This is a genomic window from Streptomyces sp. NPDC057616 (genome assembly GCF_042800575.1).
In the GTDB taxonomy this organism is placed as follows: domain Bacteria; phylum Actinomycetota; class Actinomycetes; order Streptomycetales; family Streptomycetaceae; genus Streptomyces.
On the sequence record NZ_JBHVGU010000007.1, the window covers coordinates 38,756 to 64,158 of the forward strand.

The 25,403-nt window shown below is 73.1% G+C and carries 28 protein-coding genes; 12 read left to right on the forward strand and 16 right to left on the reverse strand.

Going from position 1 to position 25,403, the window contains the following annotated elements; all coding sequences use genetic code 11:
- Positions 1-111: 111 nt before the first annotated feature.
- Entirely contained in the window at positions 112-1,170 is a 1,059-nt protein-coding gene (locus tag ACFU97_RS10370; protein ID WP_384253571.1) for a hypothetical protein, read from the reverse strand.
- A gap of 154 nt (positions 1,171-1,324) precedes the next feature.
- Here ACFU97_RS10370 and ACFU97_RS10375 point away from each other — a divergent pair, with 154 nt between their 5' ends.
- Positions 1,325-1,723 (forward strand): MarR family winged helix-turn-helix transcriptional regulator, encoded by a 399-nt coding sequence (locus ACFU97_RS10375; protein WP_384254125.1) that lies wholly within the window; start codon positions 1,325-1,327, stop codon positions 1,721-1,723.
- 7 nt (positions 1,724-1,730) lie between these two features.
- Here ACFU97_RS10375 and ACFU97_RS10380 read toward each other — a convergent pair whose 3' ends face one another.
- Positions 1,731-2,441 carry a GNAT family N-acetyltransferase gene (locus tag ACFU97_RS10380; RefSeq protein WP_384253573.1) on the reverse strand — a complete coding sequence of 237 codons (711 nt, stop codon included), beginning with the start codon at positions 2,439-2,441 and terminating at the stop codon, positions 1,731-1,733.
- A complete protein-coding gene (locus ACFU97_RS10385; protein ID WP_384253575.1) occupies positions 2,438-3,358 on the reverse strand; it encodes an NADP-dependent oxidoreductase in 921 nt (306 codons plus the stop codon). The genes ACFU97_RS10380 and ACFU97_RS10385 overlap by 4 nt, the downstream gene beginning before the upstream one ends.
- Before the next feature lie 182 nt (positions 3,359-3,540).
- Between ACFU97_RS10385 and ACFU97_RS10390 the strand changes: the two genes are divergently transcribed.
- From ACFU97_RS10390 to ACFU97_RS10420, 7 genes are all read left to right on the forward strand, one after another.
- Positions 3,541-4,146 (forward strand): sulfite oxidase-like oxidoreductase, encoded by a 606-nt coding sequence (locus tag ACFU97_RS10390; RefSeq protein ID WP_384253578.1) that lies wholly within the window; start codon positions 3,541-3,543, stop codon positions 4,144-4,146.
- A gap of 7 nt (positions 4,147-4,153) precedes the next feature.
- On the forward strand, positions 4,154-4,909 hold the full coding sequence (locus tag ACFU97_RS10395) for a ferredoxin reductase (protein WP_384254127.1): 756 nt from the start codon (positions 4,154-4,156) through the stop codon (positions 4,907-4,909).
- Between the two features lie 164 nt (positions 4,910-5,073).
- Positions 5,074-5,658, forward strand: coding sequence for a hypothetical protein (locus ACFU97_RS10400; RefSeq protein WP_384253580.1), 585 nt, complete (start codon positions 5,074-5,076; stop codon positions 5,656-5,658).
- Between the two features lie 104 nt (positions 5,659-5,762).
- Positions 5,763-6,731, forward strand: coding sequence for an acetylxylan esterase (locus tag ACFU97_RS10405; RefSeq protein WP_384253582.1), 969 nt, complete (start codon positions 5,763-5,765; stop codon positions 6,729-6,731).
- A 9-nt stretch (positions 6,732-6,740) separates the two neighbouring features.
- A complete protein-coding gene (locus ACFU97_RS10410; RefSeq protein WP_384253584.1) occupies positions 6,741-7,145 on the forward strand; it encodes a nuclear transport factor 2 family protein in 405 nt (134 codons plus the stop codon).
- A 91-nt stretch (positions 7,146-7,236) separates the two neighbouring features.
- Positions 7,237-8,403: a serine hydrolase domain-containing protein gene (locus ACFU97_RS10415; RefSeq protein ID WP_384253586.1), complete on the forward strand. Its 1,167-nt coding sequence runs from the start codon at positions 7,237-7,239 to the stop codon at positions 8,401-8,403.
- Between the two features lie 130 nt (positions 8,404-8,533).
- Positions 8,534-9,277, forward strand: coding sequence for a GntR family transcriptional regulator (locus ACFU97_RS10420; RefSeq protein WP_384253588.1), 744 nt, complete (start codon positions 8,534-8,536; stop codon positions 9,275-9,277).
- On the opposite strand, the gene ACFU97_RS10425 is transcribed toward ACFU97_RS10420, so the two are convergent.
- Entirely contained in the window at positions 9,247-10,212 is a 966-nt protein-coding gene (locus tag ACFU97_RS10425; protein ID WP_384253591.1) for an anti-sigma factor RsbA family regulatory protein, read from the reverse strand. The two genes, ACFU97_RS10420 and ACFU97_RS10425, sit on opposite strands and share 31 nt — an antisense overlap.
- Positions 10,209-11,078 carry an MEDS domain-containing protein gene (locus ACFU97_RS10430; protein WP_384253595.1) on the reverse strand — a complete coding sequence of 290 codons (870 nt, stop codon included), beginning with the start codon at positions 11,076-11,078 and terminating at the stop codon, positions 10,209-10,211. The genes ACFU97_RS10425 and ACFU97_RS10430 overlap by 4 nt, the downstream gene beginning before the upstream one ends.
- Before the next feature lie 140 nt (positions 11,079-11,218).
- Between ACFU97_RS10430 and ACFU97_RS10435 the strand changes: the two genes are divergently transcribed.
- Positions 11,219-13,294, forward strand: a complete 2,076-nt coding sequence (locus tag ACFU97_RS10435) for an ATP-binding protein (RefSeq protein ID WP_384253597.1) — start codon at positions 11,219-11,221, stop codon at positions 13,292-13,294.
- Between the two features lie 64 nt (positions 13,295-13,358).
- Here ACFU97_RS10435 and ACFU97_RS10440 read toward each other — a convergent pair whose 3' ends face one another.
- Positions 13,359-14,105, reverse strand: a complete 747-nt coding sequence (locus ACFU97_RS10440; RefSeq protein WP_384253600.1) for a class I SAM-dependent methyltransferase — start codon at positions 14,103-14,105, stop codon at positions 13,359-13,361.
- A gap of 105 nt (positions 14,106-14,210) precedes the next feature.
- Between ACFU97_RS10440 and ACFU97_RS10445 the strand changes: the two genes are divergently transcribed.
- On the forward strand, positions 14,211-14,618 hold the full coding sequence (locus tag ACFU97_RS10445) for a nuclear transport factor 2 family protein (protein WP_384253602.1): 408 nt from the start codon (positions 14,211-14,213) through the stop codon (positions 14,616-14,618).
- 75 nt (positions 14,619-14,693) lie between these two features.
- Here the strand turns inward: ACFU97_RS10445 and ACFU97_RS10450 are convergent, their stop codons facing one another.
- The 8 genes from ACFU97_RS10450 to ACFU97_RS10485 form a co-directional block, all read right to left on the reverse strand.
- Entirely contained in the window at positions 14,694-16,145 is a 1,452-nt protein-coding gene (locus tag ACFU97_RS10450) for an MFS transporter (protein WP_384253605.1), read from the reverse strand.
- Between the two features lie 178 nt (positions 16,146-16,323).
- The gene (locus ACFU97_RS10455; RefSeq protein WP_384253607.1) at positions 16,324-17,583 is read right to left on the reverse strand and encodes an RNA polymerase sigma factor; all 1,260 of its coding nucleotides are present in this window, start codon (positions 17,581-17,583) and stop codon (positions 16,324-16,326) included.
- Positions 17,580-17,918 (reverse strand): YciI family protein, encoded by a 339-nt coding sequence (locus ACFU97_RS10460; RefSeq protein WP_384253609.1) that lies wholly within the window; start codon positions 17,916-17,918, stop codon positions 17,580-17,582. Before ACFU97_RS10460 ends, ACFU97_RS10455 begins: the two co-directional genes overlap by 4 nt.
- Positions 17,918-18,640 (reverse strand): YciI family protein, encoded by a 723-nt coding sequence (locus ACFU97_RS10465; RefSeq protein ID WP_384253611.1) that lies wholly within the window; start codon positions 18,638-18,640, stop codon positions 17,918-17,920. The genes ACFU97_RS10460 and ACFU97_RS10465 overlap by 1 nt, the downstream gene beginning before the upstream one ends.
- Before the next feature lie 93 nt (positions 18,641-18,733).
- A complete protein-coding gene (locus tag ACFU97_RS10470; RefSeq protein ID WP_384253614.1) occupies positions 18,734-19,792 on the reverse strand; it encodes an LLM class flavin-dependent oxidoreductase in 1,059 nt (352 codons plus the stop codon).
- A complete protein-coding gene (locus tag ACFU97_RS10475) occupies positions 19,792-20,301 on the reverse strand; it encodes an SRPBCC family protein (RefSeq protein ID WP_384253616.1) in 510 nt (169 codons plus the stop codon). Before ACFU97_RS10475 ends, ACFU97_RS10470 begins: the two co-directional genes overlap by 1 nt.
- Before the next feature lie 93 nt (positions 20,302-20,394).
- On the reverse strand, positions 20,395-20,895 hold the full coding sequence (locus ACFU97_RS10480) for a winged helix-turn-helix transcriptional regulator (RefSeq protein ID WP_384253619.1): 501 nt from the start codon (positions 20,893-20,895) through the stop codon (positions 20,395-20,397).
- A gap of 31 nt (positions 20,896-20,926) precedes the next feature.
- Positions 20,927-21,514: an RNA polymerase sigma factor gene (locus tag ACFU97_RS10485; protein ID WP_384253621.1), complete on the reverse strand. Its 588-nt coding sequence runs from the start codon at positions 21,512-21,514 to the stop codon at positions 20,927-20,929.
- A 71-nt stretch (positions 21,515-21,585) separates the two neighbouring features.
- Between ACFU97_RS10485 and ACFU97_RS10490 the strand changes: the two genes are divergently transcribed.
- The gene (locus ACFU97_RS10490) at positions 21,586-22,215 is read left to right on the forward strand and encodes an SRPBCC family protein (RefSeq protein WP_384253623.1); all 630 of its coding nucleotides are present in this window, start codon (positions 21,586-21,588) and stop codon (positions 22,213-22,215) included.
- A 154-nt stretch (positions 22,216-22,369) separates the two neighbouring features.
- Positions 22,370-23,452 carry a MerR family transcriptional regulator gene (locus ACFU97_RS10495; RefSeq protein ID WP_384254129.1) on the forward strand — a complete coding sequence of 361 codons (1,083 nt, stop codon included), beginning with the start codon at positions 22,370-22,372 and terminating at the stop codon, positions 23,450-23,452.
- 117 nt (positions 23,453-23,569) lie between these two features.
- On the opposite strand, the gene ACFU97_RS10500 is transcribed toward ACFU97_RS10495, so the two are convergent.
- Both ACFU97_RS10500 and ACFU97_RS10505 read right to left on the reverse strand, forming a co-directional pair.
- On the reverse strand, positions 23,570-24,148 hold the full coding sequence (locus tag ACFU97_RS10500) for a DUF4383 domain-containing protein (RefSeq protein ID WP_384253626.1): 579 nt from the start codon (positions 24,146-24,148) through the stop codon (positions 23,570-23,572).
- Positions 24,149-24,290: 142 nt separating this feature from the next.
- The gene (locus tag ACFU97_RS10505; RefSeq protein ID WP_384253629.1) at positions 24,291-25,187 is read right to left on the reverse strand and encodes an AfsA-related hotdog domain-containing protein; all 897 of its coding nucleotides are present in this window, start codon (positions 25,185-25,187) and stop codon (positions 24,291-24,293) included.
- Positions 25,188-25,403: the final 216 nt, after the last annotated feature.

A 25,403-nucleotide genomic window follows, 5' to 3' on the forward strand; every position in this document is an offset into this window, starting at 1 on the left:
TGTGCTGCGGGAGGAGAGCGCCCGATCTGCGTCCTGCGGAAATGGGTCTCACCTCCTTCGTCTCCGGCGGCCGGGGCGTTCCCGTGCCGGACGGCCAGACTACCCCAACGCTCAGACGCCGACGCTCTCCTCGGCCTCTTCCTCCGCCGCCTCGGCAAGGGCCTTCGCGTCCGGCTTCGAGGGCTCGGGGACCGGCGCCGCGGAGGCCGCCGGCGCCTTCGAGCGCTCGTGCACGGCCGCGATCGCCGTGACGGCGAGGCCGAGCAGCAGCCAGACCGCCAGCGTCCCTACGTTGCGGGAGAGGCCGTCGCTGCCGAAGTAGAGGAGGCTGCGGGCGCCCTCGACGAATCCGGCGCCGTTCCAGAAGGCGTGCAGAGTGCCGAAGAAGCCGTTCTGGAGGTCGGGGCGGAACAGACCGCCGGAGCTGGTGAAGTTGAGCATCACGAACAGGACCATCATGGCGAGCGTGGTCCAGCGCTTGAGGAAGGTGTGCAGGCCCACGCCGACGAAGAGGATGCCGGCGGAGTAGAGCCAGGCCATGCCCCACAGGGTGGCCAGGTCGTGGTGGGCGAGGTGGAAGACGGGTCCGGCGAGCAGCGCGCCGATGCCGCTGACGACGGCCGAGACGCCGAGCGCCAGCAGGGCACGGACCCGCATCCGCAGGGCACCGCCGGCGGCTCCGAGCGCGGCGACCGAGGCGTAGGAGCCGATGCTCAGTGCGATGAGCAGGAAGAACAGTCCCTGTCCGGTGGGGTCGTCGGAGACCGGTGCGGCGACGTCGGTGACCTTCAGCGTGCTGCCCTGCTCGGCGGCGACGGGCGTGAAGACCTTCTCGACGGCCGTCGCGTCCATGTCGGAGGCGGCGGAGGCGACGACGAGCTCCGGCGTCTGCCGGCCGGGCACGAACGCCCCCGTGATGTCACGGGAGGTGAGCAGGTCGACGGCCGCGGCGCGGGTGGGGACCGTGCGGACGTCGAGCTTGTCGCCCGCCGCGTCCTTGACGGTCTGTGCGAACACCTTGACCTGCGGACCGGAACCGACGACGGCGACGGGCAGGTGGTGGGGCTCCGGCGCCACGAACGCCCCCATGTACGCGAGTCCCATGCCGATGCACATCAGCAGCGGGGTGATCAGGTGCGTGATCACATGACGCAGGCCCGGCGACCTCATCGCTCACCACCTCCAGATGGTTGGCTTATACAACTCTCAGGCAAGTTGTACTATACAACAAAGAGGGGCGGGGTGATGTTCCGAGGCGGGTTCCTCGGCGAGTGAGGGAGGTCCGGTGGAAGCAGACGAGGCCGTGGAGACCATCCAGCGGGAGATGACCGCCTTCGCCCGCCGCGCCCGTGCGTCGGCGGGCCGTATGCACCCCGAGCTGTCGCTGGTCTCGTACACGCTGCTCGGGCATCTGGAGGAGAGCGGCGGCTGCCGGGCCACCGACCTGGCGGCGCACTACGCCCTCGACAAGTCGACGGTGAGCCGTCAGGTCTCCGCGCTGGAGCGGGCGGGTCTCATCGAGCGGCGGGTGGACCCGGACGACCATCGCGTCCAGCTCCTGCACCTGACCGAGGCGGGCACGCGGATCCTCGCCCAGGTCACCGACAGCCGCCGGGCGGCCTTCCGGGAGCGGCTCGCGGACTGGCCCGCGCAGGATCTGGAGCGGTTCGCCGCCTACCTGGTGCGCTACAACGCCTGGGCCCATCCCGATCACGAGGCGTGAGCACGCCTCAGGAAACGGCCACCACCCGCTCGTCCGCGAGGTGTTCGGGGGCGCGGGCCGACATGAACGCCGTGGTCCGGCGCAGCCGGAAGCCGAGTGACTCGTAGAGCCGGATGGCGTTCGTGTTGCCGGCGCCGGTGTGCAGGAACGGCGTCTCGCCACGTTCCCGGATGCCGTGGGCGACGGCCAGGATCAGCCGGGTCGCCAGGCCCTCGCCACGCACGGACGGGTCGGTGCAGACGGCGCTGATCTCGGTCCAGCCGGGCGGGTGCAGCCGCTCCCCCGCCATCGCGACGAGGGCGCCGCCGCGGCGGATGCCCAGGTAGGTGCCGAGTTCGATGGTGCGCGGCAGGAAGGGCCCTGGCCGGGTGCGTGCGACGAGGTCGAGCATCTCGGGGACGTCGGCGGGACCGAGCAGCACGGCCTCCGGCTCGGGGGCGGCGGCCAGCCCGTCGTCGACGTACTGCACGCCCTCGATCCGGAACGTGATCTCCCAGTCGGCCGGGACCTCGCCGCGGAAGCCGAGCAGCGGGACCTCGGCGCCGGGTCCCGCGAGCGCAGCGAGGTCGGCCCAGTCCTGGGCGTCGGGCTCGGCGGGCAGGGCCTGCCAGGGCGTCACGTCGACGGGATAGCGCAGCACCCGGCCGCGCCGCTCGGCGAAGTGGGCGTGCGGGCCGGTCAGCGCGGCCAGGGCGGGGTGGTCGAGGACGTGGCTCATCCGGCGTTCTCCGTCGGGACGATCACGATCTTGCCGCGGGCGTGGCCCTCCTCGACGGTACGCAGCGCCTCCCCGGCGCGGTCGAGGGGGAAGGTCTGCGTCACGTGCGGGTCCAGGCTGCCGTCGACGACGAGGCCCGCCACCTCGGCCAGCCGGGCCGGGGTGCGGACCCGGGCGACGCGGGCACCGCCGAGTTCCCGCACCGCCTCGGGAGTGGCCCCGGCCGTGACCAGCTTCGTGCGGTCGGCGAGCAGGGTCGCGGCCTCGGTGAGGACGGTGCCGCCGACGAGGTCGTAGACGCCGTCGACCTCGCCCGGCACGCGCCCGGTCCAGCCCTCGCCGGAGGGGACGTGCACGGCGCCGAGGGATTCGATCAGGTCCTTCTTGGCCTCGCTCGCCACGCCCACGACGCGCAGTCCGAGCGCGCGGGCGATCTGCACGGCCGCGACGCCGACCCCGCCGCCCGCGCCGGTGACCAGCAGGGTGGCACCGGCCGGCAGGCCGAGCTGGTCGACGCCGTCGTACGCCGTGGCGGCCGCGACGGGCAGGGTCGCCGCGTCGGTGAAGGACAGGGCCGCGGGCTTCCGCGCGCTGAACGCGGTCGTCAGCAGCGCGTACTCGGAGTACCCGCCGACGACCGGCTGGCCGAAGACCTCGTCCCCGACGGCGAGCCCCTCGACCCCCTCGCCGACCTCCTCGACGACGCCCGAGACCTCGCTGCCCAGGAAGGCGGGGAAGACGCGCTCGCCGTCGCCGGGGCGCCGGAAGCCGGTGCGCAGCTTCCAGTCCACGGGGTTCACGCCCGCCGCCCGTACGGCGACCAGCACCTGGCCGGCGCCGGGGACGGGCCGGTCCACCTCGATCAGGGCCTCCACCTCGGGCCCGCCGTTGCGCGTGAAGACGTACGCCTTCGGCATGTGCTCCCACTCCTTCGCTGTCGACGACGGCAACAGTCAGCAAGAGTGATCGGCGGGCTGCTATTCCCGGGGCGCCGGAAGCTTCATACGGCCTTAATGATCGCGGGCCCGGGGCGGGAGCACCTGTGGCGAGCACGTACGGTTGAACAGGTAATCGATCGCTTCCGTCCCGCTGGAACCGCATGAACGTCACCCGAGGCTTCACCGGACGCCCGCGCGTCCACAACCCCGGCCTGCCGCCGGGCCAGTACGACGCCGGCGACGACTGGCCCGTCCTGTCCGCCGAGGTCACCCCCGACCTGGCGCCCGCGGACTGGACCTTCCGCGTGGACGGGCTCGTGGAGCGGCCGCAGAGCTGGGACTGGGAGCAGGCGCACGCCCTCCCGGCGTCGGCGTACGAGGGCGACATCCACTGCGTGACGAGCTGGTCGAAGTTCGGCGTGCGGTTCGGGGGCGTGTCCCTGGACTCCTTCCTCGATGTGGTGCGGCCACATGCGTCGGCCACCCACGTCGTGGCGTACTCCCACACCGGGTACACCTCGAACCTGCCGCTCGCGGACCTGACCGGCGGGCGGGCCTGGATCGCCTGGGAGTACGACGGGCAGCCGCTCGCCCCCGAGCACGGCGGGCCCGCCCGGCTGCTCGTGCCCCACCTGTACTTCTGGAAGAGCGCCAAGTGGATCGCGGGCCTCACCCTCCTCGACCACGACGAGCCGGGCTTCTGGGAGCAGAACGGCTACCACGCGCGCGGCAACCCCTGGCAGGAGCAGCGGTACTCCGGTGACTGAGACGTCCATGTCCCCCGCCTTCGCTCCGCCGACCCGTTTCGCCGTGCCCGGCCGTATCGGCGTCGGCGAGGAGACCGCCGCGGTGTGGCACACGGCCACGGTCACGGAGATCCGCCGTGAGACGCCCCGCGCCGCCACCTTCCGGTTCGCGGTGCCCGGCTGGACGGGGCATCTGCCCGGTCAGCACCTGCTGGTGCGGCTGACCGCCGAGGACGGTTACGCGGCCCAGCGCCACTACTCGATCGCGTCGCCTCCCGACGACACCGGGCACGTCGAACTGACCTTGGACCACGTGGCGGACGGCGAGGTCTCGGGCTGGTTCCACACGGTGGCCGAGCCCGGCGACCAGGTCGCGATGCGCGGCCCGCTGAGCGGCTTCTTCGCCTGGCCCGGCGACCGGCCCGCGCTGCTGGTCGGGGCCGGCTCCGGGGTCGTGCCCCTGATGTCGATGGTGCGGCACCACCGGGCACGCGGCCTGGACGTACCGCTGCGGCTGCTGGTGTCCGCGCGCAGTCCCGAGGAGCTCATCTACGCGCGGGAGTTCGGCGCGGAGACGACGCCCGTGTTCACACGCAGCGCGCCGATGGGCGCGCCGGTCGGACGTATGGCCGCCGCACATGTGGCGCCGCTCCTGGCCGAGCAGCCTGCCGGTGGGTGGGAGGCCTATGTGTGCGGTTCCAACGCCTTCGCCGAGCACGCCTCCCGGCTGCTGGTCGAGGCCGGCCAGCCGGTGGACCGGATCCGTATCGAGCGCTTCGGGTGACGTGGCGCGATCCACTGCGTCCGCTCGGCCCTCCCTGAACGAACCCGTGGTCGCGGGGTACCCGGTTTCGAGGGCACTCGCGCGCGCACGCCGCGATACGGAGGGACCATGGGAACCGGCCACGAAACGGCCCCTCCGGCTTCGGTGACGGGGAGGAGGTCCACATGCGGACCCGGGTGCGTGGCTGGCGCTGGCGGCGCAATCCGCTGCGGCGCCGGTCGGACGTGATCGAGGCGTGGACGGCGCTGGTCGTCGCCGCTCTGCTGCTGGTGGGCGCGCCCCTCGCGGGGGCGCTGGCGGGCTGGTGGGCCCACGACGAGGCGCGGGGCATCGCCGCGGCGCAGCGCGCCGAACGCCACCGGGTGCGGGCCGAGGTCGTCGGCAAGGCGCCCACCCAGCTGCCCACCGTGCAGGGGGGCCGGGAGCACTCGTACCGCGTGCGGGTGCGCTGGACGGACACGGCCACCGGGACGCACACCACGACGGCCCGGGTACCGGCCGGCACCCGGCACGGCGACCAGGTCGCGCTCTGGTTCGACGCCCGGGGCCGCAACGTTCCCCCGCCGCCCGGCAGCACCGCGATCTGGCAGCACACCCTGACCGTCGGCGCGATGGCCGCGGGCGCCGTCGCCGCGGCGGTCCTCCTCGCGCGTGCCGTCGTGCGCCGCGTCTCCACCGGCCACCGGCTCGCCGAGTGGGAGCGGGCGTGGGCGCGGACCGAGCCGGACTGGACCCGGCGCCGGGCGTGACCTGCCCGACGGGGTGACACGAGCATCCACAACGCCCTGGCGGGTAGTTGGACCACCCACGTACGGTGTGATCATCCGCACCGGCCCTTCACAAAGGCGGTCCCATGGCCCTGTTCGACCTCCCCCTCGACGAGCTCCACGAGTACCGGAGCGTGTCCACCGAGCCCGAGGACTTCGACGGGTTCTGGTCCAAGACCCTCGAGGAGGCCCGCGAGCACGACCTGGACGCCCGCTTCGAACCGGTCGACACGGGCCTTGCGACGGTCCAGGTGTACGACGTGACCTTCGCGGGATTCGGCGGGCACCCGGTCAAGGGCTGGCTGACGCTGCCCGCCGGGGCCGCGGAACCGCTGCCGCTGGTGGTGGAGTTCATCGGCTACGGCGGCGGGCGCGGCCTGCCGCACGAGCACCTGCTGTGGGCGTCCACGGGCCGCGCGCACTTCGTGATGGACACGCGCGGGCAGGGCAGCGCGTGGGGCGGGGGCGGCGGCACCCCGGACCCGGTGGGCGGCGCGCCGGCCTATCCCGGTTTCATGACCCGCGGCATCGACGACCCCGGGAACTACTACTACCGCCGGGTGTTCACGGACGCGGTGCGTGCCGTGGAGGCGGCCCGCTCGCACCCGCTGGCCGACGCGTCCCGCACGGTCGCCGTCGGCGCGAGCCAGGGCGGCGGGATCACCATCGCGGTGGGCGGTCTGGTCCCGGACCTGATGGCGATCGCGCCGGACGTGCCGTTCCTGTGCGACTACCCGCGCGCGGCCACGCTGACGGATCGTCACCCCTACCGCGAGATCGGTCTGTTCCTCAAGACGCACCGCGGCCGTACCGAGGACGCCCTGCGCACCCTGTCGTACTTCGACGGTGTGCACTTCGCCGCCCGCGGCCGCTGCGCCGCCCTGTTCTCGGCGGCCCTGGAGGACCAGACGTGCCCGCCCTCCACCGTCTTCGCGGCCTTCAACGCCTGGGCGCACGAGGACAAGACGATCGAGGTCTACGACTTCAACGACCACGAGGGCGGCGGGCCCTTCCAGGACGCGGCCAAGCTCCGGTGGCTGCGGACGTACGCCTGAGGACGCGGCATGGACACACGTGAGGCCGCCGAGCGCTTCGTCCGCGTCTGGGAGCGTGCCTGGGCCGCGCACGATGTGGACGCGCTGCTCAAGCTGTACGCCGAGCGGTGCGTCCACCGCTCGATGCCGTTCCGGGAGCCGCATCGCGGGCGGGACGAGCTGGCCGCCTATCTGCGCCGGTCGTTCGTCCACGAGCGGGTGACGGACGTGCGGTTCTCGCCACCGCTCGTCGGCCCGGACGGCGTCGCCGTGGCCGAGTTCCGCGTGCTGGCCGAGGAGGACGGCATCGCGTCCGCCCTCGCGGGCTGCGTCTTCGCGCGGTTCGACGAGGCGGGTCTGGCGGTCGAGACCCGGGACTACTGGCACACGGCCGACGGCCATCGCGAGCCCACGGAGAAGCTCTTCTTCTTCTGACCTTCCCTCCAATCCGACCAGTCGGTACGTTCTCCAGCAACCCGGGCCGCAGGGTCGCGGCCCGGGTTTCCGGCGGACGACGGAGGGCCCCATGACGGAGCACGAGCCGGTGGTGCACGGCTACTGCGACGAGCGGTTCGCGGCAGTGCGTGCGGCACTGGAGGAGAATTTCCGGGACCGCGCGGAGCTCGGCGCCGCGGTCGCCGTCAGCGTCGGCGGCGAGGTCGTGGTGGACCTGTGGGGCGGCTGGGCCGACGCGGCCCGCACCCGGCCCTGGGAGCACGACACCCTGGTCAACGTCTGGTCGACGACGAAGGGACCGGTCGCGCTGTGCGCGCACATCCTGGCCGACCGGGGACTGCTGGACTTCGACGCGCCGGTGGCCATGTACTGGCCCGAGTTCGCCGCGGCCGGCAAGGACAAGATCCTCGTACGCCATCTCCTGTCGCACCGCGCCGGCCTGTCCGGCCTGCGCGAGCCGCACTCGCTGGAGCAGCTCTACGACTGGGAGTTGACGACGCGGCGGCTCGCGGCGACGGAGCCCTGGTGGGAGCCCGGCACACGCTCCGGGTACCACGCGCTGACCTACGGCTTCCTGGTCGGGGAGGTCGTACGGCGCGTCTCGGGGCTGCGGCCGGGGGCTCTCCTGGAGCGGGAGGTGACCGGGCCGCTCGGGATCGACTTCCGGATCGGACTGCCCGAGAAGGAGTACGGGCGGGCCGCCGAGCTGGTGCACCCGCCGACCGCCTCCAGCAGCGAACAGGCGGCGATCTTCAGCCAGTTGGCGCCGGCGGCGCTGGCCGCACTGGCCAACCCGGTGGTGGGCGCCACCGAGGCCAACACGCCCGGGTGGCGGGCCGCCGAGATCCCGGCCGCGAACGGGCACGGCACCGCACGGGCGGTCGCCGCGCTCTACGGGATCTTCGCCGGCCGCGGATCCCACGACGGCCACCGCGTCCTGTCGGCCGAGGCGGCCGAGCGGGTGCGTGAGGGCCAGGGCAGCTGTCGCGACCTGGTGCTCGGCGCCGGGTTCGAGGGCGAGACGGAGGTCGGACTCGGACTGTGGCTGAGCGGCACCAACGGCTCCTACGGCCCCAACCCGCGCGCTTTCGGACACGACGGCTTCGGCGGCTCGTGCGGTCTCGCCGACCCGGAGGCAGGGGTGTCGCTGGGGTACGTGATGAACCGGATGGGGCCTCATATCGCCGACGACCCACGGAAGACGGCCCTGGTCGACGCCCTCTACAGCGCCCTGTGAGAGGCCCCGCGCGCGGACCGGTTTCGGCCGAACCGGCAGGCTGCTCTTCCTTCCTGGTTTAGACCAATGCTAGATCTGGTGGCGCACTGAGTCCGCACGGCTACGGCATGTCACCAACAGGAGGCGCGGCATGGCCCGCACCACCCCGCACGACCCTCCCCTGCCCGAGAAGGAGCCGCTGTACTGGCGCGTCGCGGCGCGGCTGCTCGGCGAGCTGCGCGACGGCGGCATCCCGCCCGGCGAACGCCTGCCGGGCGAACGGCATCTGGCCGAGCGCTTCGGCGTCAGCCGTGTGACGATCCGGCAGGCGCTGGAGGTGCTGCGCCGGGACGGCGTGGTCGCCACCGACCGGCGCGGCAGCTATGCCACCCTGCCCGGGCTGCCGGTGGAGAGCCCCTCCTCGCTGGCCTTCCCGGTCGGCGCCCGGGCGGCCGACCCCGGCGCCCTCGACCGGGCCAGGGTCACCTGGGAGGCGCCCCCGCCGGAGCACGCCGCGGCCCTGGGGCTCGCCCCGCACCGGCCGACCCTCGTACACCGCTACGAGTCGGCCGGCGCGGACGGCCGCGGCCGCCGCACGGCCATGACCTCGTTCTCCGCCGTGGCCCTGTCCGAGGTCGAGGAGCTGGGCCGCTACCGCGGCCGCGCCGACGGCGCCTGTGCGGCCCAGCTGCGCCGCGCCTACGACTGGATGCGCAGGGCGGGCCTGGCCCTGCACCACCGGGACACGATCACCCCGCTCGCGGACACGCCCTCGGTACGGGTCACCCGGCGCGTGCACGACCAGTACGCGCGGCCGCTGGAGATCACCGACCTGGTGGTGGACGCCCAACCGGACGCCCTGATCTACGAGTTCACCCTTCCCGCGGCGGGCTGACCGCGGCCCGGGCGCCGGAAGTACAGCCGTACGACGGAGCCGTCGGGGTCGAGGCAGTCGTCGACCAGATCGCTCAACTGCCGCACCAGCCACATGCCGTGCCCTGCGGGTGCGCCCTGCTCGGGCGGCAGATGGCCGGGGAAGGGCGGCCAGGCGACCCGCGCGTGCGCGCCCACGTCGGAGATCTCGCAGATCACGTGGTCACGGTCGCTGTGCAGGCGTACCACACCCTGCCCACCGCCGTACCGCACGGCGTTGACCATCGTCTCGTGCACCGCCGCCACCAGGTCGTACGCCCGCTGCTCGGACAGGCCCAGGCGGCGGGCGTACACCTTCAGGGCGCGGCGGACGGCAGCCGTCCGGCCGCGGGTGAAGCGGATGCCGTCCGCTCCCCCGGGCAGCCGGGCGAGGCCCTGCTCGTCGCACTCCGCCGAGAAGTCCGCCGGGTCGGCGTAGTCGACCGCGGTGTGGCCCTCGTGGACGAGCTCGGGATGGGTGCGGGCGGCGCTGCACACGACGCTCTCGGGCAGCGCCCGGATGTCGTACGGGCACAGGATCCAGTGGCCCGAGCCGGCGAAGGCGACGTTCACCAGCGACTCGTAGCGCATCCACTCCCGGGTCTCCAGGTCCGTACGGCCCTCCCAGACCGGCTCGCCGACGACGCGGACGCGGCCGCCGGCGCCGTGCCGGTCGCAGTAGGAGTGGTAGCGGCCCAGGGTGCGCGAGGGGTAGTCGTACCAGTCGAGTGCGTCGTGGGACTCCAGGTCGCGGAAGCGGCTGCCGAGCGCCTCGCCGAGCAGGGTGATGTTGCGGACGCTCACCACCACCAGCAGTGTGTCGCCGGCGTCGAGCCCGTCGCGGACGAAGCGGGAGACCGTGTCGAGGAACTGGTCCTCCGACCGGTAGCGCAGGGCCTGGTGGACGAAGCCGGTCACGGTCCCCCTCCGTTCGGTGCACTTGCGCCCGCAGGTTCGATGTACAGGCCCGGGACGCGGTCCCAGCCGGTCACCCGCATCACCCGCTGCACATGCGGCGCGACACCCGACAGTTCGAGGGTGCGACCCGCCGAGTACAGGCCGAGCGCCGTGAACACCAGCAGGCGCAGCGCCCCTACGTCGATGAAGCGCAGGCCGCGCAGGTCGACATGGGTGCGGGAGGCGGCGCGGCCCTGGGCGCGGTCGGTCTCGGCGCGCAGGGCCCGGGCGACGGCGGTGACGTTCGAGTCGTCGACCTCACCGGTCAGGGCGAGGCCCGGGGGTGCGAACGTGCGGCTGATGACGAGGAGTTCGTCGCGCCACACGTCGTCGGCGCCGACCCGGCCGTGGTGCAGCCCTGCGATCGGGTCGAGCTCGGAGTCGCCGAAGATCCGGCGGTCGTACTGGCAGATGCCCAGGACCGGCAGCGAGGAGAACACGGGGTCGAGCAGCAGCTCGCTGTCGTGGAGCGTCTTGAGCTCCTTGCCGGCCAGCGAGCGCGGGCTCTCCGTGCACACACGCAGGCCGAGGAACCCGTCGCCGACGGCCCGGCGGGCCTCGCGGCGGATCATCTCGTCCAGGTCCCACAGGCCCTCGGGGCCGGCCAGGTGCGGGTCGACGCAGAGCCGGCCGTCGGCGAGTTCCTTCTCGACCGGGCAGCCGTGCGCCTCCAGGAAGGACAGGGCGACCCCGCCGGGGACGTCCACGGGCGGCAGCAGGAGCCCGCGCTGACCGCTGGCCAGACCGTCCAGCAGGAACACCGCGAGGACGGCCTCGCGCTCTTCGTCCGTGTCGTAGCCGAGGAGAAAATGGTCTCCCTGGCGCATCTGTCCCACAGTTTTCTGGGTGGGTATGACGGCCATCCCCGTACCTCCCTCGGTGGACGGGCCGCTTCCAAGTTACGCCGGAAGCGGCCCTCCCGTGAGGGGTTATCGTGTGCGCCATCGGTTCCGGTGATGGGGGGACGATGGCGGCCTCTGTGCAGGGCGGCAGGATCGGCAACCTTCCCGCCGAGGCGAACGTCTTCGTCGGCCGCAGGCGCGAACTCACCCGGATCGCGGGGCTGTTGGGGAACGAGCGGCTGGTGACACTGACGGGTCCGGGCGGAGTCGGCAAGTCCCGGCTGGCGCTGCGGGCCGCGCACGCCGCGAAGGCCGGGTTCCCGGGCGGCGCCTGGCTGGTGGAGCTGTCGGAGCTGAGGGACCCGGAGCTGCTGACGAACATCGTGGCCCAGGCGACCCGCCTGACCGAGCAGACACTGCGGCCCCTCCTGCAGGCCGTCTGCGAACACCTCGCGGGCGCGCCCGTCCTGCTGGTTCTGGACACCTGTGAGCACGTTCTGGACGAATGCGCGCGCGTCGTGCAGGAACTTCTGGCGAACGTTCCGGAGCTACGTGTTCTGGCCACCAGCCGGCAGCCCCTGGGAGTGCCCGGCGAGCAGCTGCTGACCGTGGCGCCGCTGCCGCTGGGTGAACGCGACGACGCGGTGGCCCTGTTCGCGGCACGGGCCGCGGCGGCGCTGCCGGCGTTCACGCTCACCGACGACAACCGGTCCGACGTCGCCGCCGTCTGCGCCCGGCTGGACGGGATCCCGCTGGCCCTGGAACTGGCCGCGGTACGGCTGCGCGGCTTTCCGCTGCACCGACTGCTGGAGGGGCTGGACTCCCGCTTCGACCTGCTGGTCTCCCCCGCCCGGCCGCGGCTGGCCCGGCATCAGACGCTGCGTACCGCGATCGGCTGGAGCCATGAGCTGTGCACCCCGCTGGAGCGGCTGCTGTGGGCGCGGCTGTCGGTGTTCGCGGGCGGCTGGGACGTGGAGGCGGCCGAATTCGTGTGCCACGGCGGCCCCTTGGACCCGGAGGAGATCCTCGCCCTGCTCGCCTCGCTCACCGAGAAGTCCATCATCACCCGGGACGGCGAGGGCTCGGCGCTGCGCTACCGGATGCTGGACACCGTCCGCTCCTTCGGCGCCGAGTGGCTGAGCGGGCTCGGCGAGGTGGAGGCGGTGCGCGCGCGCCACCGTGACTACTTCCGGTGGATCGCCCGCCAGGGCGAGGCGGAGTGGCTCGGGCCCGGCCAGTGGATGTGGTCCGAGCGGCTGACCGTGGAGCACGCGAATCTGCGGCTGGCGATCGAGGAGTGCCTGACCGCCCCTGAGCCCGAGACGGCGCTGGAACTCACCGGATCACTCTGGTTCTTCTGGTTCGCGTGCGGTTTCGCCGAGGAAGGGCGCACCTATCTGGAGCGGGCCCTGCGCCGCACCCCCGAGGACGGGGGGCCCGAGCACACGCTCGCCGTCTGGGCGCACCGGCTGGTCACGGTCGTCCCGGACGACCTGGAGGCGGCCGAGTCGGTGAGCGCCGCCTACGTGTGGCTCGCGGAGGAGCGCCGGCTGCCGGTGCCCGCGCTGCCGCTGACGGGTGCGAGTCTCGCCGTACGGGGCGAGTCGGCGCGGTCGGCGGTGCTGTACGGCAGCGTGCGGCAGGCGCCGGCGGGGGACGGCGGCGCCGAGTTCTTCCAGCTCCTGACGCTGGCCGTGCAGGCGTATCTGCTCGCGAGCCAGGCCGCGTTCGAGCGGTGCGCTGCGGTCGCCGAGCGGCTGCGCGCGGAGTGCGCCAAGCGCGGTGAGCTGTGGATGCGGGCCTGGGGCGACTTCTTCGTGGCGCTCGCCGGGATCGGTCTCGGCCATCCCGACGACGCGGTGCGCTCGGCACGCGACGCGCTGTCCGCGAAGTGGCGGGTGCACGACCGGATCGGCGCCGCAGCGATCGCCGACCTCCTGGTGGTCGCGCAGGCGGCGCGGGGCGAGGACGAACTGGCCGCGCGGCTGCTGGGCATCAGCAGACGCCTGTGGCACGCGGCGGGCCTGCCCCAACTGGGCCGCCCGGACCGCACGATCTTCCACCGCGAATACGAACGCCGCCTGCGGGCCGCCCTCGGCGACGACCACTTCACGGCGGCGGTGTCCGCCGGCCGAAACCTGGAACCCAAGGAGGCGATCGAGCTGGCGCTGGGCGGGGCGCTGGACGGGTTCGAGGTGTGAGGGTTCGAGGTGTGAGGGGGGAGGGCGGTGCGGCTGGAGAAGGTCCGGCCTCGGGCGGATCCGGTCAGGCAGGAAGTGGCCGGGATCCTTCTCTCACGGCGACGATCATCCGTGCGCGTGGGCTGTTGTCGTCGCGGTGGCCGAATTCCGGGAGTGTGTGGAGGTGGACGGTGAATCCGGCTCGTCGCAGTTCTCGGCGTACGTCGGCGAGGCGGAAGGAGCGGTAGTACATGACGAACGGGGGGCGCCACACCGCGTTGCGGACCCGCATGACCAGGTCGAAGCCCAGCAGCATCCAGTACGCGGGGGACGTGGGCCGGGGCGGGGCCAGTACCGGGAAGGCGAAGCTGCCGCCCGGCCGGAGCACGGAGTGCACCTGAGCGAACAGGCCCGGCAGTTCGCGGGGCAGGAAGTGCCCGAACGCCCCGTAACTCACCACCAGGTCGAACGCGCCGGGCGCGAACGGCAGCGCGCGGACGTCGCCGCGGACCCAGGAGACCGCGGGCTCCGGCGGCCGTACCGTCCGCCGCGCCACGTCGAGCATGCCCGCGCTGAAGTCGATCCCGGTGACACTGCGCCGGCACACCCGCGCGAGGACGTCGACCCCCGCGCCGGTGCCGCAGGCCAGGTCGAGACCGGCGTCGAAGGGTCCGGTCCTGGCCAGTGCCGAGGCGCACGCGTCGAGCACCGATTCCGGGGTCCGGAAGGGGGTGTGGTCGAACTTCGGCGCGAGCAGGTCGTAGCCGTGCTCGACGGACGACAGCGCCTGGACGGCGAGCTCGCGCAGGCTGGGGCCCTCGGGACTGAACATCGCCGTCAGCTTAGCCAGCGAGGCGGCCCGGGCGGTGGACACCCTGCCGCCCACTGATTAGTCTCATCGACACCTACTCCACTAATTGACTAATGAGGTGATCCGATGCGAGCGTTCCGTGAGGCGGTCGAGGCCGGGGACATGGACGCCGTGGAGGCCCTGCTGGCCGAGGACGTCGTCTTCACCAGCCCGGTGGTCTTCAAGCCGTACCCGGGCAAGGCGATCACCGCCGCGATCCTGCGCGCGGTCTCGACGGTGTTCCAGGACTTCCGCTACGACCGTGAGCTCGCCGGGAACGACGGCCGCGACCATGCCCTGGTCTTCACCGCACGGGTCGGCGGCCGCGAGCTGACGGGCTGCGACTTCATCCGCCTGAACGAGGACGGCCTGATCTCCGAACTCATGGTCATGGTCCGGCCGTTGTCGGGCGCGCAGGCGCTGGCCGCCGAGATGGGGGCGCGGTTCGACCAGATCGTCAAGGAGGCGGAGGCCCGATCCGCCTCCGCCTCCTGAACGTCACCGCCCGGACGTCACCACCCTCGCCTCACGCCACGACGCCCGCGCCGAACCCCGCGGCCAGGGGACAGCTCACTTGGCGGCGCGGAACTCCTGCGGCAGACGGTCGTCGAGAGTCTGCCCCCGGTGTCCCGGCCCTTGATTCCTGGCCGGGCGCAGCAGGAGCAGCGCGCAGGCCAGACCCGTCACGGCGAGGGCGACGCAGGCGGTGAAGCCGGCGCGGTAGCCCGTCGTCAGGGCGGTCAGGGGGTCCGGGCCGTGGGTCCTGGAGAGCGCGACGGAGGTGACGACCGCGACGCCGAAGGCCCCGCCGATCTGGAAGGCCGCGGTGTTGATGCCGGAGGCGACGCCCGAGTCCTCCTCGCGTACGCCGGTCAGGGCGGCGATGGCACCGGCGACGGCGCAGGCGCCCAGGCCCGGGCCGAAGAGCAGCAGACCGGGCAGGAGGTCGCGGAGGAATCCGCCGTCGACCGGGACCCGGGCCAGCAGCGCGCTGCCCGCGCCGACCAGTGCGAGTCCGCCCGCGGCGACCGGGCGCGCGCCGAGCCGGGTCACCAGGGCCTGGCCGACGGAGGAGCCGACGACGGCGCCCATGGGCATGACGACGTTGCAGAGGCCGAAGCGCAGCGGCGAGTAGCCGAGGACGCCCTGCCCGTACTGGGACAGCGTGTACGACATCCCGAAGGCGCTCGCGCCGAGCAGGAACACGACCAGGTTGCCGCCGCTCACGCTCCGCGCGCGCAGCAGCCGCAGCGGCACGAGAGGGGCCGCGGCGCGGGACTCGATGCGGACGAAGACCGCCGCGAGCAGCACGGACGCCACCAGGAGCCCGGTCGTGCGCGGCGACAGCCAGCCCGCGCGGGGCGCGTCGACGACGCCGTACACGCAGGCGACCAGTGCGACCGTGACGGCGAGGGCGCCGGCCGGGTCGTAGGAGCGGGCCCGGCTCTTGGTGCGGCTCTCGCCCAGCAGGACCGGGGTGAGGGCCAGCAGGGCCGCGGCGACGGGGACGTTGAGGAAGAAGACCCACTCCCAGCCGAACGCGCCGGTGAGGGGCCCGCCGATCAGGAGGGCGGCGGTGGCGCCGAAGCCGCCGCTGCCGGACCAGATGGCGAGGGCCTTGTTGCGTTCGTGGTCCTCCTCGAAGGTGCTCACCAGCAGCGAGAGCGCGCTCGGCGCCATGAGCGCGGCCGACAGGCCCTGCACGGCGCGGGCCGCGACCAGCACACCGGCCGTCCAGGCGAGTCCGCACAGCAGCGAGGACAGCCCGAACAACAGCGTGCCGGCCATGAAGACGCGGCGGCGGCCCAGCAGGTCGGCCGTCCGGCCGCCGAGGAGCAGCAGCCCGCCGAAGCTCAACAGATAGGCGCTCATGACCCATTGGGCGCCGTCCGCGGACAGGCCGAGGCCGTCCGCGACGGAGGGCAGGGCGAGCAGGACGATCTGCGCGTCGAGGATCACCATGAACCCGGCGACGCAGAGCACGGCGAGGGCGTACCAGCGGCGGGGATCGGTGGCGGTCATGGTCAGCCTCCCAGGCGAAGGCCGGCCGGCCACACTTCCGGTGTCCCGGGGGTGCGGGGTTCGCGCAGGAGCGCGGCGAGGGCCCTGCGGAGCCTGGTGACGGGACGCGTGGGCAGGTGGGTGGTCATGGGAGCCTCCGGTGTCGTACGGGCGGTTTCACCCCACCGACGAACGGCCCCTACGCCGATCGACACTCCGCGAGCCTTTTCCGCAGGAATCTGCGCTCGGCGTCGTTCTCGACCAGCTCCAGCGCCCGTTCGTACGCCGCGGCCGCCTCCTTCGTCCGTCCGCCGCGGCGCAGCAGGTCGGCGCGGGTGGCGGGCAGCAGGTGGTAGCCGGCCAGGTCGCCCTCCCGCTCGAGCTCCGCGACCAGGGCCAGCCCCGCCTCCGGGCCCTCGGACATGCCGACGGCCACCGCGCGGTTGAGGCGGACCACCGGCGAGGGCACGAAGCGGGTCAACTCGCCGTAGAGCGCGGCGATGTCGGCCCAGTCGGTGGTCTCGGCGGTCGCCGCGGTGGTGTGGCAGGCGGCGATGGCGGCCTGGATCTGGTAGGCGCCGGGCCGGCCGCGCCGCAGTGCCGTCTCCAGCAGCGCCGCGCCCTCGTCGATCGCCGCGCGGTCCCACGCGGTGCGGTCCTGGTCCTCCAGGGTGATCAGTTCACCGGCCGCGTCCACGCGCGTGTGCCGGCGCGCGTCGTGCAGGAGGAGCAGTGCGAGCAGGCCGAGCGTCTCGGGCTCGTCCGGCATCAGGCGGGCCAGCAGGCGGGTGAGGCGGACGGCCTCCGCGCACAGGTCGGTGCGGACGAGATCGGCGCCGGACGAGGCGGCGTACCCCTCGTTGAACAGCAGGTAGAGCACGCCGAGCACGCCCGTGGTGCGTTCGGGCAGGAGGTGCGCGGGCGGCACCCGGTAGGGGATGCCCGCGTTGCGGATCTTCTTCTTGGCGCGCACCAGGCGCTGCGCCATCGTCGCCTCGGGGACGAGGAAGGCGCGGGCGATCTCGGGGGTGGTCAGGCCCGCGAGGGTGCGCAGGGTGAGCGCGACACGGGCCTCGATGGGCAGGGCGGGATGGCAGCAAGTGAAGATCAGCCGCAGCCGGTCGTCCTGGACGCCGCTGTCGTCGCCGTCGTACTCCGGGTCGTACGGTCCCTCGTCGCGCGCCAGCACGGCCGCCTCCCGCAGTTTGGCCGCCCCCACCGCCTCCCGGCGCAGCACGTCGAGAGCGCGGTGGCGGGCGGTCGTGGTCAGCCAGGCGCCGGGGCGGCGTGGGACGCCGTCGCGCCGCCACCGGTCCAGGGCCTGCGCGAAGGCGTCCTGCGCGCACTCCTCGGCGAGGTCCCAGTCGCCGGTCACCCGGATCAGGGTGGCGACGACCTGGCCCCACTCCTCCCGGAAGGCGGCGGCGACGGCGGCCTCGACGTCGTCCGTGGCGCTCACTCCCAGACCGGCCGCACCTCGACCGAGCCGCCGTCGCGGGCGGCCGGATGCGTGGCGGCGAGGGCGATGGCCTCGTCGAGGTCGGCGACGTCGATGAAGGAGATGCCGGCGAGGTACTCCTTCGTCTCCGCGAACGGCCCGTCGCTGAGCAGGACTTCGTCGCCCCGGACGCGCACCGTGGTGGCGTCGCCGGGCGGCCGCAGCCGTGCCCCGCCGGTGACCCGGCCCTCCCGCGCCGCCGCGAGGTAGGCGGCGAAGCGCGGGTCGGCGGCATGCTCCGCCGGGCTCTGCTCCTCGGCTCCGACCGGGGTGCAGAACAGCAGGGCGTACCTCATCACGCCTCCTTCAGGGACACGGCCTGCTCGTGGGTGATCACGCGGCGCAGGCCGATGTCGCGGTAGCCGGTGCTGATGCGCAGGGTCTCGTCGAGCCGGGTGCCGTCGGTGCGGGTGGCGGTCAGCCGGACCAGGGACCGGGCGAAGCCGACCCCCTCGTCGACCTCGATCTTCAGCTCCCGCACCTCGCGTGTGACCGGGCCCGTGACCTGCGCGAACAGGTTCTGGACGGCCGTGCGGTGGGCGTCCAGGCCCTGCCGCTCGCGGCCGTCGGCGAAGTGGAAGATCTCCGCGTCCGGCGCGTAGCAGGCCAGCACGCGCTCGGCGTCGCGTTCCCGGTGGGCCTCGGTGAGTTCCGCGTCGACGGCCCGCAGAGCGGCTTCGGGGTCCTCCCCCTCCCACATGGGCCAGAAGGGGCGGACCTCCATGGCGCCGATGGTGGCGACGGGGTGCCGGGAGGCGGCCTCGACGGCCTCCTCCAGGCTGTCGCACTCCAGGATGTCGAAGCCGGCCACGTACTCCTTGGTCTCGGCGAACGGGCCGTCGGTGCGCAGCACTTCGCCGCCCCGGACGCGCACGGTGACCGCCTCGGAGGGCAGGGCCAGCCGGTGCCCGTGCAGCCGCACGCTCCGCTCGCCGAGCTCCTCCACCCAGGGTTCGACGGGCGCCATGCCCGAGGCGTCGTTGGTGTCGTCACCGCAGACGAGCAGCATGTACTTCATGGGTCCTCCCGGTCGTCATGAGCTTCCTACACCCCACCGACGAACGGGGGCCCGCCCGATCGACACTCTGCCGGACGAGTCTTTGGGACGGGCCTACGACGCGCTGCCGGCCTCCCGTACGAGCTCGATGGCCCGGCCGAGCGTGGCGAGCCGCTCGTCCAGGGTCTGCCCGGCCGGATACAGCCGTACGGTGTCCACGCCGGCGTCGCGCCACACCCGCAGCCGCTCCCGCACCATGGGCTCCGTGCCGATCAGCGTCGTCCCGAGCACCATCTCGTCGGTGACCAGTCCGGCCGCGCCGTCCCGGTCGCCCGCCTGCCAGCGCTCGCGGACCTCGGCGGCCACCTCGGCCCAACCCTGGCGGCTGTAGGCGTTGTTGTAGAAGTTGGTGGACGCGGAGCCCATGCCGCCGAGGCTGAAGGCCAGTTCCTTCTTGCGGCCCGCGACCATCGCGGCGAGCGCCTCCTCGTCGGCCGCGAAGGCGACTTCGGCGCCCTGGCAGACGTCCAGGTCGCCGCGGCCGCGTCCGCTGCGGGCCAGTCCCTCGTCGAGGTGGGCGAAGTAGGCCCCTGCTGCCCCCTCCGGCACGAAGCTGGTGCCGAGCCAGCCGTCGGCGACCTCGCCGGTCAGCCGCAGCATGGCGGGCGACAGAGCGGCGAGATAGACGGGGACCGCGTGCTCCGCCTTCGCCGACAGCCGCATCGGGACGGCCTCGCCGCCGGGCAGCGGGATGGTGAACTCCTGTCCCGCGTACGAGAGTTTGCCGCCGTCGAGCACCCGGCGCACGATCTCCACGGTCTCCCTCATACGGGCGAGCGGCCGGGCGAACGGCACGCCGTGCAGGCCCTCCATCACCTGCGGGCCGGAGGCCCCGAGGCCCAGCAGGAAGCGTCCGCCGGAGAGGTTGGACAGCGTGATCGCGGTCTGGGCGACGGCGACCGGGGTGCGGGTGCCGACCTGGATGATGCCGGATCCGAGCAGCATCCGGTCGGTGCGGGCCGCGTAGTAGCCGAGGGCGGAGGGGGCGTCGGAGCCCCAGGCCTCCGCGACCCAGCAGATGTCGAGGCCCAGTTTCTCGGCCTCCACGACGAAGTCGGCCGATTCGGGCCAGTGCTGGACGCCGGAGGCCTCGATCGTGGTCGCGGTGCGCATCAGCCGGCCTCCGCCAGTCGCTTGATCTGCTCCAGGGTGGCCGTCATGTTCCGCTCGAACTCCCGCATCCGCACGAACACGATCTTCTGCTCCTTCTCCGGCATGCGGTCGATCGCCGACGACAGCCCGGAGCGGCCGGGGCCCATCTGCATCCACTCCGACAGGTCGGTGCCGCCGTCGCCGGCGTGGAGCCGGAAGCGCCAGACCGCCGTCGGGTTGGCGGGGTCCTCCACCGCCCAGGCGAAGACATGGCCGGGCTCGTACTCGATGACGTACGAGGTGGTGGACCACTCGCCGAGCGCCTCGTGCCTGCTGCGGCCGAGGAAGCGGGCGCCGACCGACGGTCCGGTGGCGCCGTCGAGCCAGGCGACCGACTGGAGCTCGTCACTCAGGCTCGGCATCAGCGCGACGTCCGAGACCAGCGGCCACACCCGGTCGGGCGGGGCGTCGATCCAGGTCCGCACCTCGACGGTGGGCTTGTCCGTGTAGCGTGCGCCGGTCCATTTCACCCTGGTCGGCCTCCTCGACGAAAGGGTTTTGATCACCAGAGTTGCTTTATGAGACTCACCCTGTCAAGGGTTGCCGGCCCGCCGCGGGGGGCTTCACGCCACGCCGAAACGGCGCTGCACGTCGGGCCGCCGCCTGAGCCGCTCCGGATAGCCGGGGCCCATCCGCATCGAGGTGTCCTCGGCCCGCAGCGGCTCCCGGCAGACCGCGCAGACCACCTCGGCCTCGGTGTCGTGGCCGCAGGTGTCGTGACGGAAGACGACGGGGGCGCCCTCGTCCCCCGCCAGCCAGCGGTCGCCCCACCGGGACATCGCGGCGAGCACGCCGAAGAGGTCGCGCCCCTTCTCGGTCAACACGTAGTCGTAGCGCCGGGGTTCGTCCTGGTACGGCTCCTTCTCCAGCAGACCTTCGTCGACCAGGCGGCGCAGCCGGTCGGTCAGGGTGTTGCGGGCGATGCCCAGCTCCTGCTGGAACTCGTCGAAGCGGCGGATCCCGTAGAACGCCTCCCGCAGCACGAGCGGGGTCCACGCGTCACCCAGGAGATCCATGGCCCTGGCGATGGAGCACGGCCAGTTCGAGAACGACGTCCGTTTCATGCCCCCAGGCTAGTCAGTCTCGACATGAGACTCACATGGCGTACTCGACGGCGCCGCTCTCCCTGAGCCGGCTCGCCAATCGATGCAGTCCCCGGCGGGCGTGGCTCTTGACGGTACCCAGCGGCCAGCCGGTGAACTCGGCGATCTGGGTCTGGGTCAGGTCGTCGTAGAAGGCGAGGTTGAGTACGCGGCGCTGCGGTGCGGGGAGGCGGGACAGTTCGTCGGCGAGCAGGACGCGGTTGATGCTGGCCTCGGTCCCCGCGCCCCCGTCGGAGGGCTGGAGCAGCATTCTGGCGCCCGCGGCCGCGACGAGTTCGTTCCGCCGGGTACGGGCGGACAGCGCGTCGGCGATCTTCCGGCGGGTGATGCCCACGAGCCATCCGGACAGGGTCCCGCGGTCGGGCCTGAACCCGGCGCGGCCCCGCCACGCGGCGAGGAACACCAGCTGCGTGACGTCCTCCGCCTCCTTCGCATCCCCCAGCGAGCGCCGTGCGAGGGCGTAGACCAGCGGTCGCCAGCGGCGGTGGGCGGCCTCCAGGCACGCCTCGTCGCCGGCGAGGAATCCCGCCACGACCTCGGCCTCGTCGAGGTCCGCCTCGGTGTGCTGTGCGGTGATCATCGCAACTCCTGAGCTGGGCCTGGTGGTCACGGGGCGCGTCCCGCACTCTCACTGTGCAGATTCGATGCAACATGGACAACTCGCATCGACTGTGCATCGATACCTTCGGGTCGTCGGGTGCTTCGGTGGATCTCGCCGAGGCGACTGCCCGCCCATGTGCATCCGTCCGGCGCGCGGCGCCGGAACAGAAGGTGCCGGGGGCTGTGGCCGAATTCGCGCAAACGGAGGCACTTGTGGTCGAGGTCGAACGCGTCATCACGCTGGCCCATCCGTTGCCCGACGTCGTGGGCTATCTCGCGGACTTCTCGCACACGACGTCGTGGGATCCGGGAACCGTCTCCTGCGACCGCATCGGCGGCGGAGAGCTGTCCGTCGGTTCGGAGTGGCACAACGTGTCGCAGTTCCGGGGGCGCCGCACAGAACTGCGCTACCGGCTGGTCCGTCTCGATCCCGACCACCTGACCTTCGAGGGACGCAACAGGACCGCCACCTCCACCGACGACATGCGCTTCGAGGAGGACGGAGCGCGGACCCGGTTGATCTACCGGGCGCGCATCGATTTCCACGGTCCGGCCCGTCTGGCCGCTCCCCTGCTGAAGCGTGAGTTCGAGCGGCTCGGCGACGAGGTGTCGGAACAGCTGCCGAAGGCCGTCGCTCACGCCCTGGGCGTTCCGCCGGCAGCGGGCGGGCGACCCCGGTGAGCGGGGGCAACGGCAGGCGCGGGCCTTCCCGCGCGATCCGCGCCCGGTACGCCTTTGCCGTGGGGACCTTCCCGTGGACGTGAACGGACGGGACATGGCGCAACGGGACGCGGCCGAACCGGACGCAGCCGGGCCGGAAATGGACGAGCCGGAAATGGACGACTCCCCGGAGGCCGGAGTGACCACCGGCTTTCTCGCCAGGCGCCTGGGCGTGTCGCCCACGACCCTGCGCTCCTGGGACCGCAGATACGGACTGGGCCCGGCGACCCGGCCGAAGGGCCACCACCGCAGATGGACGCCGGACGATGTCGCCATGGTCGTCGAGATGTGCCGGCTGACGGCCGCGGGCATTCCGCCCGCGGAGGCGGCGCGAGCGGCGAAGGCCGTCGCCGTGAAGGCGGTGAAGGCGGTGAAGGCGGTGAAGGCGGTGAAGGAACGATCCGACGGGTCGGGCGCGCAGGGCATCGTGACGGCACTCCCCCCGCCGCCCCCTGCCGGTGCCGCCCTCGCCGCGACGACCGCCGCACCGCGCACGAAAGCCTCACGGTCACGGTCCGGCAGCGGTCTGCCGCTGGGCAACGTGCGGCAGGAGTGCAAGGGGCTCGCGCGCGCCGCCGTCCGGCTGGACTCCGTCGCCGTCCAGGAACAGCTCACCGCGTCCGTCCGCGTGCACGGGCTGGTCGTCACCTGGGAGGAGATCCTGGGCCCGGCGCTCCAGGCCGTGGGGCGCAAGTGGCAGGCGGCGGGCGATCGTTACGTGGAGGTGGAGCACCTCCTGTCGTGGCACATCTCGGCGACGATCCGGCACATCTACGTGTCGGCCACGCTGACCCGGACGGCGTCGGCCTCCTCCCCCGTCATCCTTGCGTGCCTGCCGGAGGAGCAGCACACCCTCGCGCTCGAAGCGCTCAACGCGGCCCTGGCCGAGCGGGGTGTGCCCACGCTGATGCTGGGCAGCGCCGTCCCGGCGGAGGCCCTGCTCGCCGCGGTGCAGCGTGTCGGCCCGAGTGCCGTGGTCCTCTGGTCGCAGTCGCGCGCCACGGCCAGCACGCCCCTGGCGCAGCACGTCGCCGAGACCCGCTGGGGCATCCGCGGCGCGCGCACCCGAAGCCGCGTGCTCCTCGGCGGACCCGGCTGGCGGCGCACCCAGTACCCGGGGCTGCTGCGCCCGCACGGCCTGCACGAGGCGCTGCTGATGCTGGACCCGCTCGAATCCAGAACACCCCTGAAGGCCTGAGGGCTCGGGAGGTCGGCGGCTCGGGAGGTCGGCGGCTCAGGAGGTCAGCCGGCGCACGCAGACGTCGTCCTCGCCCGATGCGGCGATCGGGCGGGGACGACTCGGTCTCCGGCTACCTCATCCCTTGCGCTGTACGTCGGTCGCGGTGAGCGCTCGCCCCGGGGTGGAGCCACCCGCGGCCGGAAGCCCCCCGTTCCGCGCCCGGCGCCGGGCCGCGAGGGACTCGTGGGCCGCCTCGCGCGCGTGCCGCCGGCGCCAGTACGGGTTGTCGTGCGACAGCTTGCTGGAGACGCGCCCGTACATGCCGAAGGTCAGAATGATCAGCCCCATGACGAAGCTGAACATCACGTTGGTCATGCCGAAGTCGAGGACGTTCGCACCACGGTCGAGGATGAAGATGTGCGCGAAGCCGCTCAGCAGGAACAGCACGCCGACGACCATGTTGAGCGTCGAGGCGAAGTTCCCGCCGACCACGGCGCCGCCGATGAGAGCCAGGCCCACGAGGACCGAGATCAGGCTCAGCACGCCGTTGGTGGACATGCCCGCGATGCTCTGCCCGTCGGTGCTGAACGGGCTCAGCTCGTCGGCGAACCCGAGGACGCCGAAGACGAGCAGGGTCAGCCCGCAGAAGGCGGCACCGTAGCGATAGACCTTGGCCAGCTTGTGGTCGACGGGGAGTTCGTCGCTCAGTTTCATGGCGGTTCCTTTCCCGGTCCGCGAACGCGTGGCCGCGTCCTGCGGAGCGGCACTGTGCGTCAGCCGCTTACGCCACCCTTCGGGACAAATCCGTCATACGGTTGCAGTCGGTTCGGTTCCTCACCGGCGCGGGTCCGAGCCCTCAGCTCCGTAGCAGGCTCACCGCGCCCGTGGCGGCCACGCCGCCCGCCGCCGTGACGGCGAAGCGCGCTCCCATGTGGTCCGCCGCCACGTCGACGGCCGCCCCCCGGCCCGGCACAGGCGACCGGAGTTCCGTCCGCAGACCCACCACCGCGGCGGCGGTCATGCCGGAGGAGAGCAGTACGGCCTGCCGGCCCGCCTCGAGCACGGCCACGGCGGGCAGCAGGCTCGGACGGCCCGGCAGCAGAACGGGGTGGGCCGGATCGCGGGGGACGATCACCAGCCGGCCCTGCGGGGCACGGGCGAGGAGCACGTCCGAGTCGGCGACCGCGCCCACCGCCGCGGCGGCAGGGTGCAGCACCCCGGGATCAGGCGCGGCTACGGCCGCTCCCGACGCGCCCGGAGCCGGCGGCGCGCACGTCATCGTGCACGTCGCGAACTGCTCCCCCGCGTGCAGGTACTCGGCCGTGACGCGGAAGGCGGCGAGCCTGCCGGGGCCCGGCACGAGGTCGCTCAGGGTCACCCGCACCGGCACATGGGTGGCGCTTCCGCTCTCCGCCGGCTGCGCGCCGGGGCGCAGCCCGAGGCTCACCGACACCGCCTCGCACGCCGTGCGTCCGGCGGCGGGCAGGTGGCGGTGCTGCAGCGCGGCGGCGATCTGGCGGGTGGACTCGACGATGATCAGCGGGTGGTGCGCCACGGTCGGAGTGCGTTCGTTGAGCGGGTGCATCCGTGGCCACTGGCACTGCGCCTCGAAGGAGCGGTTTCCCAGCCGTCGCAGCGACACCACCAGCATCGACGCCATCGCCTCGAGCCCCAGGTTGCGCCAGGACAGCGGGCCGTCCGCGGTGGCGGGGTCCTCGGCCAAGGTCGGCTCGTACACTGCGCTGCCGGGCATGAAGCCTCCTCCGGGTACGCAGAGGCGAATGTCGAGCGCCCCTGTACCCGCCGTTCGCGTCGGGCCCCGCCCTTGGATGCACGGCCGGCTACGCCGACGCCGGCTGTACGGTCGCCTCGGGGCGATGGTGTTGACGCGGATGCGGTGCGGGGCGCCGGCCGCGCACGTGAGGGGGTTCGGCCGGAACAAGAAATCGATCGATCGGGCGTTCGTGTG

What these genes read in the sequence shown, in the direction of transcription:
- ACFU97_RS10370 (WP_384253571.1), bottom strand. Translation starts at nt 1,170, where the DNA reads ATGAGGTCGCCGGGCCTGCGTCATGTGATCACGCACCTGATCACCCCG.
- ACFU97_RS10375 (WP_384254125.1), top strand. Translation starts at nt 1,325, where the DNA reads ATGACCGCCTTCGCCCGCCGCGCCCGTGCGTCGGCGGGCCGTATGCAC.
- ACFU97_RS10380 (WP_384253573.1), bottom strand. Translation starts at nt 2,441, where the DNA reads ATGAGCCACGTCCTCGACCACCCCGCCCTGGCCGCGCTGACCGGCCCG.
- ACFU97_RS10385 (WP_384253575.1), bottom strand. Translation starts at nt 3,358, where the DNA reads ATGCCGAAGGCGTACGTCTTCACGCGCAACGGCGGGCCCGAGGTGGAG.
- ACFU97_RS10390 (WP_384253578.1), top strand. Translation starts at nt 3,541, where the DNA reads ATGAACGTCACCCGAGGCTTCACCGGACGCCCGCGCGTCCACAACCCC.
- ACFU97_RS10395 (WP_384254127.1), top strand. Translation starts at nt 4,154, where the DNA reads ATGTCCCCCGCCTTCGCTCCGCCGACCCGTTTCGCCGTGCCCGGCCGT.
- ACFU97_RS10400 (WP_384253580.1), top strand. Translation starts at nt 5,074, where the DNA reads ATGCGGACCCGGGTGCGTGGCTGGCGCTGGCGGCGCAATCCGCTGCGG.
- ACFU97_RS10405 (WP_384253582.1), top strand. Translation starts at nt 5,763, where the DNA reads ATGGCCCTGTTCGACCTCCCCCTCGACGAGCTCCACGAGTACCGGAGC.
- ACFU97_RS10410 (WP_384253584.1), top strand. Translation starts at nt 6,741, where the DNA reads ATGGACACACGTGAGGCCGCCGAGCGCTTCGTCCGCGTCTGGGAGCGT.
- ACFU97_RS10415 (WP_384253586.1), top strand. Translation starts at nt 7,237, where the DNA reads ATGACGGAGCACGAGCCGGTGGTGCACGGCTACTGCGACGAGCGGTTC.
- ACFU97_RS10420 (WP_384253588.1), top strand. Translation starts at nt 8,534, where the DNA reads ATGGCCCGCACCACCCCGCACGACCCTCCCCTGCCCGAGAAGGAGCCG.
- ACFU97_RS10430 (WP_384253595.1), bottom strand. Translation starts at nt 11,078, where the DNA reads ATGCGCCAGGGAGACCATTTTCTCCTCGGCTACGACACGGACGAAGAG.
- ACFU97_RS10435 (WP_384253597.1), top strand. Translation starts at nt 11,219, where the DNA reads ATGGCGGCCTCTGTGCAGGGCGGCAGGATCGGCAACCTTCCCGCCGAG.
- ACFU97_RS10440 (WP_384253600.1), bottom strand. Translation starts at nt 14,105, where the DNA reads ATGTTCAGTCCCGAGGGCCCCAGCCTGCGCGAGCTCGCCGTCCAGGCG.
- ACFU97_RS10445 (WP_384253602.1), top strand. Translation starts at nt 14,211, where the DNA reads ATGCGAGCGTTCCGTGAGGCGGTCGAGGCCGGGGACATGGACGCCGTG.
- ACFU97_RS10450 (WP_384253605.1), bottom strand. Translation starts at nt 16,145, where the DNA reads ATGACCGCCACCGATCCCCGCCGCTGGTACGCCCTCGCCGTGCTCTGC.
- ACFU97_RS10460 (WP_384253609.1), bottom strand. Translation starts at nt 17,918, where the DNA reads ATGAGGTACGCCCTGCTGTTCTGCACCCCGGTCGGAGCCGAGGAGCAG.
- ACFU97_RS10465 (WP_384253611.1), bottom strand. Translation starts at nt 18,640, where the DNA reads ATGAAGTACATGCTGCTCGTCTGCGGTGACGACACCAACGACGCCTCG.
- ACFU97_RS10470 (WP_384253614.1), bottom strand. Translation starts at nt 19,792, where the DNA reads ATGCGCACCGCGACCACGATCGAGGCCTCCGGCGTCCAGCACTGGCCC.
- ACFU97_RS10480 (WP_384253619.1), bottom strand. Translation starts at nt 20,895, where the DNA reads ATGAAACGGACGTCGTTCTCGAACTGGCCGTGCTCCATCGCCAGGGCC.
- ACFU97_RS10485 (WP_384253621.1), bottom strand. Translation starts at nt 21,514, where the DNA reads ATGATCACCGCACAGCACACCGAGGCGGACCTCGACGAGGCCGAGGTC.
- ACFU97_RS10490 (WP_384253623.1), top strand. Translation starts at nt 21,586, where the DNA reads ATGGACAACTCGCATCGACTGTGCATCGATACCTTCGGGTCGTCGGGT.
- ACFU97_RS10495 (WP_384254129.1), top strand. Translation starts at nt 22,370, where the DNA reads ATGGACGACTCCCCGGAGGCCGGAGTGACCACCGGCTTTCTCGCCAGG.
- ACFU97_RS10500 (WP_384253626.1), bottom strand. Translation starts at nt 24,148, where the DNA reads ATGAAACTGAGCGACGAACTCCCCGTCGACCACAAGCTGGCCAAGGTC.
- ACFU97_RS10505 (WP_384253629.1), bottom strand. Translation starts at nt 25,187, where the DNA reads ATGCCCGGCAGCGCAGTGTACGAGCCGACCTTGGCCGAGGACCCCGCC.